The following is a 6,504-nucleotide window of genomic DNA, read 5'->3' on the forward strand; positions in this document are numbered from 1 at the left end:
TTCGCACCGAGGTCTTTTTTATTCCTGCTGATATCACCCTGACCCTCTACGGGGTCTTTGTCCCCAGCCAGACGACACCCCTCTTGGTCGTGGAGGGAGATGAGCGCCGCCTGACCCACCTGCCCGTTCAAATCGCCTTGGGGCTGATCGTCTTAGCCGTGACAGCGCTCTTCTTAGGAGGCTACTTTACGCTTCTCAGTGCAGGCTTACCTTCCTAGCCGCAGGTCTATCTTAAGAGTCGCGTAGCCATCGATCTGGAAGTGCTCCACGATCAGCTTGTGTTTCCCGCCTAGTGTGACAGGGATCGTGTAGAGGGTTGGCCCCTGGTACTTCCAGGCATTACTTAGAATCGGCTTGTCATCAAGAGAGAGGCGGCAGCCGTCGTCGGTGGTGATATCGAGAAGATACGCGCCGGCAGGAACCGTAAAGCTTCCCTCGGCGTAGGTGTAGAAGTGATCGCTAGGAATCCCTTGACCAAAAGAGCTGCCCGCGTAGTCGAGCCTGTCGCGTTTCTCGGTTTTAAGGGGCTTGACGAGAGCACGCACCTGATCCAGATGGCGCTCACTGGGGACGCTGTGGATATCGGCGGGGTTCTCAGCCTTGCTCCACGGGTAGAAGGTAACGTCCCAAGCAATGGGGGCAAAGAAGCGCGAGAAACCAAAGCGCACAGGCGTATTTTTCGGCGTGAGAGTCCCCCCGCTATCACGAGTCGCCTCGCCGAGATACTCCAGCTCCACTTTTGTCGTCCCCACGCGTCCCGCTTCGACACTTAGCCTTACTTCACCAGGGACACTCCCTGAGGTCTGAGAGAGCGTCGCGCCTTCGGCAGAGACCAAACGCCACTTTCCCTTTGGCCCGAGAATCTCATAGATCCCCTCGCCACGGGGCCAGAGAAGGGGGCGCTCAAAGTCGTAGGGGCCCCACTCGTCCACTAAAATATAGCGCCGCCCTCGGAGCGCATTTTTGGGCAGAAAGGGCATTGGTGCACCGGGAAGGGGAGCCGGAGCGATGATGCCCGGCACCGTTGCGGTTGGACTCCAGGGTAGCTGAAAGCGCTTCTGGTAGGCTTTCGTATCCGTCTCCGTGGCGACAATCGTATTGCCACTAGGCTGCATCACTGCCGCAAAGCGCGTGGTGTCGATGGTGTTTGCTTTCTCCCGGACACTGTCGGTGGCGCGAATATTCAGGGGCTTGGTGCAGCCAACAAAGCGATTGTGGGCGATATCGTAGTCCCGACTGGTGGTCTCATGTTTTCTGACATAGGCCCAGTTTGGATCTTGTGTGGCGTTCTTCCAGAGGTTGATCCCGGTCAGATCCCGGTGAAAGAGATTCTCGGAGATCACATTGTCGCGGCCATGCTCAATTGCGACTGCCTCTGCGTTGAAGCCAAAGACATTCCCGACAATCTTCGTGTCGTAGCTATAGCCGCCCCAGACCCCATGCCAGCACTCTAGAACGACGTTATTGACAAAGGCATTTCGGCTGAATGTCGCCTCGATCCCATTGGTCGGGGCGTGTGAAAAATCATTGCCATAGACTAAGTTATCGTCGCAGCCGCCGCGCCCGGTGTCCATCGTGGTCTGCCCGGCCCAGAGGAAGAAGCCATCGCCGCCGTGGGTTACGGAGTTATAGGCAAAGACATTCTCGCTGCTCTGCTCGTAGATCAGAATCCCCGCGGAGTCTTGGCCTCGGTTGTAGACGCCGTGGCTGTAGCCGCGCACGCACCAGTCTATTTTGTTCTGAAGAATCTTGTTATGGCTACTCCGGTACATCCCCAGCCCAATCGCCGAGAGAAAAGAAAAGTTGTTCTGCGCCACCAGCCCATGATTGCAGCGTGTCAGCATCAGCCCACACTGCCCACGCAGTGCCTTGCACTGGCGCACAGAAAAGCCATCACAGCCCACTAAATAGAGAGCCGCGCCGTAGCCGAGCCACTCGTCTTTCTCGTTCTGGTGAAAGCTCATCCAGTCTGCGCCGTCTTCTTTCTCCAGCGTACTGCCTAGGCGCTGCTTCCAGTTATCCGACGCGTCTAGATTCTCTAAGACCAGTCCTGGACAGTCTCGCGCCAGAACCCCGACTTTGTAGCCATGGACATTGAGGTTCTTGAGGGTGATGTTCTTGCCCGTCACCCGCACCCCAACTCCCGCGCGCTTGTCAGGCTCAATGCCCTGTGGCGTTCCACGCAGTGTCAAGCCGCCAAAGTCAACGACGATATCATTGCCCGTGATCGTGATGCCCTCGGGCAAGACAAACACACCCCGCTTGAGCTTAAGCGAGGTGGTGATGGTTTTAGGTAGCTGCATTTTATCTACTCAGCGAACGGATCTTCGAGGTCGTCGTCGGCGGGAGGTGGCGACGGGCGGCGCTGGGCTCCGGGGCGAGCGGCAGGAGCTGCTGCGGCAGGGCGAGCCGTGCTAGGAGCAGGCGCAGGGGTACGCGGAGCCGGTGCCGCGGAGCGCGGGGCCATCGGACGTGGGGCGGTGTCGCCGTCGGCGAAGAACTCATCCTCTTCTTCCGGCTGCTTGCCTTCCTCGCCTGGCTGCGACTCAACCTGCGAGAGATACATGATATGGGTCGGATGGTTCTCCGACTCACGGTACTTGTTTTTGAAGATTAGAATCTTCACCTGGGGTGAGAGCTTACCCGTGAGATAGGTGTTGCCGTCTTTGTCCTTGTTAGTCCACAGACCACCAAGCTTAATCATGTCAGATGCCATAGTTTGTTCCTTTGCCTATCTTTCTGATGGGCTAATAGCGGTAGTATCCGCCAAAGTTGAATTTTTTGAAATATCGAAATTATTTATGTTGAGCTGTGGATGATGTAGTTCCGCATGGCAGTTTGCACAGACCAGATCACATTTCGCTGCTTCTTGCTGGATCACCTCCAAAGTACGATTGGAAAGTGATCGTAGATCTAGCTGGAACAATTTGGTTGTTGGTTCACGATGATGAAACGAAAATGCTGCTAGGTTAGTGGCATAGCCGCATCGCATGCAGCAACCTCCAAAATCCAAGACGAGAGCTAGTTTACGCTGAAGCCCTCTGTCTTGTTGTGCAAGATAACTTTGATGAAACTTCCCTTTGCATTTACGTGAGCAAAAGGCTGATTGCCGACCTCTGAGAGGCAGGCTGCAAATTCGGCATACCATATTTAGTTTTGCAGTTTTTCGGTTCATCGGTTAGAATGTGTGAGCTTTCGGGCTTGTAGCTCAATGGTTAGAGCAGGGGACTCACGGAGAAGCAGGTTGGCTTGTGATGGTTCAACTCCATCTTCTCCGCAAGTAATCCCTTGGTTGGGGGTTCGAGTCCCTCCAGGCCCATATTTTTGTCTACTCCGAAGGGACTAGGCTACCCGGAAAGAGAGGTGGCTTCCTTCGATATCTTCCTCCCAGTGTGCCTCAACCGCAGTCACTTGCGCCTGTGTGGGGCCACGGTGTAGCTCGGCGAGGAGGGCTTGTAGGGGGGCGCGCTCCAGGGCTTCCGCTTCCACATGAACACTACCATCGGGGAGGTTCTTGACGTAGCCGCCTCCCACTCCCGTCAGACGTTGCGCGGTGTGGTGCACCCAGTAGCGAAAACCGACACCCTGGACGTTGCCTTGAATCTTGGCTTGTAAGCGAATCATGGTTCTTTCTATCCTCCAACGCGACGAGAGTGCGTCGCGAGATCATACACAAACTCCAGTGTCTGTGCCACTGGTTGGCCGGTTCTCAGAGCCGGCTGCCACTGCCACTGTCGCATCGCGGCGACAATCGCATCGTCAATTTCCTCATCCCCCGTGCCACGGGTAAGCGTGATATCTGCACTGCCTGTCGCGCTCACGATCACTTTCACTTTCACCGTCTTGGTGTAGGTGCGGCTGGCAATATCATCGGGGAGGAGTGGGTAGAAAAGTGCCTGGGGCTCCGCGTTGTGCGTTGGCCCAAACGCACGTGGCTTGAAGCTCGTGGGAACCGTCACCGTGGCCCGGGTAATCTTATCGCCCACCACAAGCTTCTCGACAATCTCTAGCCCACTGGTAACCCGACCAAAGAGGGTATAGCCATTTAAATCAAAGCCGGGGGCATCTTTTTTCAGGATATAAAACTGGCTTCCTGCCGAGTCTTTTTCCGGTCCGCGTGCCATCCCAATCACCCCCTTCAGGTTCTTGAGGCCACGGTTCTGCTCAAAGGAAATGGTGTAGCCAGGGCCACCTGCGCCAGTGCCCAGTGGGTCGCCGCCCTGCACCAGATCGCCCTCGACACGATGGAAGATCAGACCATCATAGAAGCCACGCTGTATCAGACTGATAAAGTTGGAGACCGCAATCGGGGCCTCGGTGGGCTCAAGTTCGAGCACGACTGTTCCCTTTGATGTCTCTACAGTTGCGATTGGTCGCTCCTGCTGTTTCTTGGGCTTTTGTGGCTTGGGTTGCTTGGGCTTCTCTTCTTTTTTGGGCTTAGCCACAGGCGGTTTGTTAGCCGGAGGTGGGGCCTGCGCGGGGGGCTGCCCCATGAGCAGTAGTGTGGCGAGTATAGCAAGCATGGTGTGTGGTTACTCCTGAACCGTGACTTTCATCATTTTATCTCCGATTTTGATCCGCTCCGCTGCATCTTGACCATTGACCACCTGGCCAAAGATCGTGTACTTGCTCATGCCATCGGCTTCTTTCTCATCCAGGTTGGGGGCAGGCTTCCCGATCACCACGTAGAACTGGCTGCCAGCCGTGTCGCGGCCCGCATTTGCCATCGCGACCGCGCCACGGTTGTGCTTCAGAGGGCCATTTTTCTCGTTGGGAATACTCCAGCCAGGGCCACCGCTACCATTGCCTTTAGGGTCACCGCCCTGGATCACGAAATTAGGCTCCACTCGGTGGAAGGTCAGGCCATTGTAGAAGCCCTTCTTGACGAGCTTAATAAAATTGGCGCACGTCTTCGGAGTTATTTCGGGGTAGAGGACAAATTTAATCACGCCCTTTGTGGTCTCCATCACCACCAAGGGACGGCGAGTTTTCTTGGGTTGCATATGCTCTATTGTACCTGCCGCTTTAGAGTTGGCGCACGTCTGCCAAGTTACGTCTTTCTGTGAGTCTGATCGGTATAATAAGCGCATGAGTACCATGATGGCTAGCCCACCTGCCTTCGAACCACCGCGTCGGCTCCTGCTGACACGGGCTCATGTGGCCGTTTTATTGAATGCAGGGCTATTAGAGGAGGCACGGTATGAGCTTCTCAAGGGTGCACTGGTGGAGAAGCTGCCGCAGAACAAGCCTCATGTTGTTAGTTGTCGCCGCGTGACCCATGCGTTGGAAGACTGCTTCGGACGCGAGAGGGTTGGAGCCCAGGCTCCGATTATGCTAGACGAGATCAATGAACCCGAACCCGATGCCTACGTGACTCGTCTCCCTCTGGAGGACTACCCCGATAATCCTACGGCTCGCGATGTGGTTCTTGTTGTGGATGTCAATGCTCTATCTGGCATTGAGAACAGCACACTAAATGTCCGCGATTTGTTGCCTTAGGAGGAAAGTATGAAGCTGCCACTGCCTGAGTCGTTCCCCTCGTTTCGGGATTTCTATGCCTTTGAGGCGCACGTGAAAAACGCCCGCAAGAAGCGTGGCCTGGAGATGATCCCCGAGTGGTACGATGCGCCGGTTTTCTACTTCTCCAACACGGCTTGCATTGTCGGGGAGGGTGCGGAGATCAAAAAGCCTGCTGAGACCCGTGAGCTGGACTACGAGCTGGAGTGGGCCGTGGTGATTGGAAAAGAGGGCGGCGATATCGCCGTCGCCGATGCCGACAGCTATATCCTAGGCTTCACGATCCTCAACGACTGGAGCATGCGCGATGTCCAGCGCCACGAGATGCGCGTCGGGCTTGGCCCCGCAAAAGGCAAGGACTTCGCCACCAGTGTCGGGCCGCACTTGGTCACGCCCGACGAGCTCGAAGACCGCGTTCTGCCTGATCGTTCACGCGGCAAGCGCTATGATTTAGAGATGGCGGTGTTTGTCAATGGCGTCCGGCGTGGTGGGGGCAATACCCGCGACATGAACTGGACGTTTGCCGAGCTTATCGCCGCCGCCAGCCGTAACACGACTCTTAAACCCGGTGATCTGATCGGCTCAGGCACAGTGGGCACGGGCTGCATCACCGAGTTCGCCGAGGGAGTCTGGCCGTGGCTGGAAGTGGGGGACACCGTGCGCCTCGAAGTCGAGCGGCTGGGTGTTCTAGAGAATTACATCGTCTAAACTCATGCGCCGTCTTTTCTGCCTGCTCCTCGCCCTCGTCCAGGTACTCCCCAGCTTCGGGGCCATCGCGCCCCGCTTCCGCCAGCCGCTTGGGATGACGAGCGCGAACCACGAGTACCTGGTGGACACGAGCCAGCCCTACGCCGAAGTCATCGAGGAGAAAGCATGGGTGGTCACTGCGTCGGGCACGCAGGTAGGCGACTCGCTGATCTACCGCTACGACATCGGGCTGGATCGTCTGCACTACTTCAAGTACCAGATGCCCATTGGCGGCCCGTC

At 56.5% G+C, this 6,504-nt stretch carries 8 protein-coding genes, 1 tRNA gene and 1 pseudogene; 5 read left to right on the plus strand and 5 right to left on the minus strand.

Annotated features, from left to right (window positions below):
* Positions 1 to 218: pseudogene (locus AC1XOS_RS18255) on the plus strand (hypothetical protein); the annotation flags it as partial.
* Here AC1XOS_RS18255 and AC1XOS_RS18260 read toward each other — a convergent pair.
* Together AC1XOS_RS18260 and AC1XOS_RS18265 are read right to left on the minus strand one after the other, a co-directional pair.
* On the minus strand, positions 207 to 2,303 hold the full coding sequence (locus tag AC1XOS_RS18260; RefSeq protein ID WP_481963648.1) for a NosD domain-containing protein: 2,097 nt from the start codon (positions 2,301 to 2,303) through the stop codon (positions 207 to 209). The pseudogene AC1XOS_RS18255 and the gene AC1XOS_RS18260 overlap by 12 nt on opposite strands.
* Positions 2,304 to 2,308: 5 nt before the next feature.
* Complete coding sequence (locus AC1XOS_RS18265) at positions 2,309 to 2,716, minus strand: hypothetical protein (protein ID WP_481963649.1); 408 nt, start codon at positions 2,714 to 2,716, stop codon at positions 2,309 to 2,311.
* Positions 2,717 to 3,197: 481 nt separating this feature from the next.
* Here AC1XOS_RS18265 and AC1XOS_RS18270 point away from each other — a divergent pair.
* Positions 3,198 to 3,319: transfer RNA gene (locus AC1XOS_RS18270), tRNA-OTHER, on the plus strand.
* Between the two features lie 23 nt (positions 3,320 to 3,342).
* Here AC1XOS_RS18270 and AC1XOS_RS18275 read toward each other — a convergent pair.
* From AC1XOS_RS18275 to AC1XOS_RS18285, 3 genes are read right to left on the minus strand one after another with little or no spacing between them, the layout of a single operon-like run.
* Complete coding sequence (locus AC1XOS_RS18275) at positions 3,343 to 3,624, minus strand: acylphosphatase (RefSeq protein WP_481963650.1); 282 nt, start codon at positions 3,622 to 3,624, stop codon at positions 3,343 to 3,345.
* An 8-nt stretch (positions 3,625 to 3,632) separates the two neighbouring features.
* A complete protein-coding gene (locus AC1XOS_RS18280) occupies positions 3,633 to 4,523 on the minus strand; it encodes a TonB family protein (protein WP_481963651.1) in 891 nt (296 codons plus the stop codon).
* A 9-nt stretch (positions 4,524 to 4,532) separates the two neighbouring features.
* Positions 4,533 to 5,003, minus strand: a complete 471-nt coding sequence (locus tag AC1XOS_RS18285) for a peptidylprolyl isomerase (protein ID WP_481963652.1) — start codon at positions 5,001 to 5,003, stop codon at positions 4,533 to 4,535.
* An 85-nt stretch (positions 5,004 to 5,088) separates the two neighbouring features.
* On the opposite strand from AC1XOS_RS18285, the gene AC1XOS_RS18290 reads away from it, so the two are divergent.
* The 3 genes from AC1XOS_RS18290 to AC1XOS_RS18300 form a co-directional block, all read left to right on the plus strand.
* Entirely contained in the window at positions 5,089 to 5,499 is a 411-nt protein-coding gene (locus tag AC1XOS_RS18290; protein ID WP_481963653.1) for a Uma2 family endonuclease, read from the plus strand.
* Positions 5,500 to 5,508: 9 nt separating this feature from the next.
* Entirely contained in the window at positions 5,509 to 6,225 is a 717-nt protein-coding gene (locus AC1XOS_RS18295; RefSeq protein WP_481963654.1) for a fumarylacetoacetate hydrolase family protein, read from the plus strand.
* Positions 6,226 to 6,229: 4 nt separating this feature from the next.
* Positions 6,230 to 6,504, plus strand: a 275-nt coding sequence (locus tag AC1XOS_RS18300; RefSeq protein WP_481963655.1) for a hypothetical protein, incomplete at its 3' end; no start/stop codon positions are given.

It is taken from the genome of Armatimonas sp. (genome assembly GCF_964826245.1).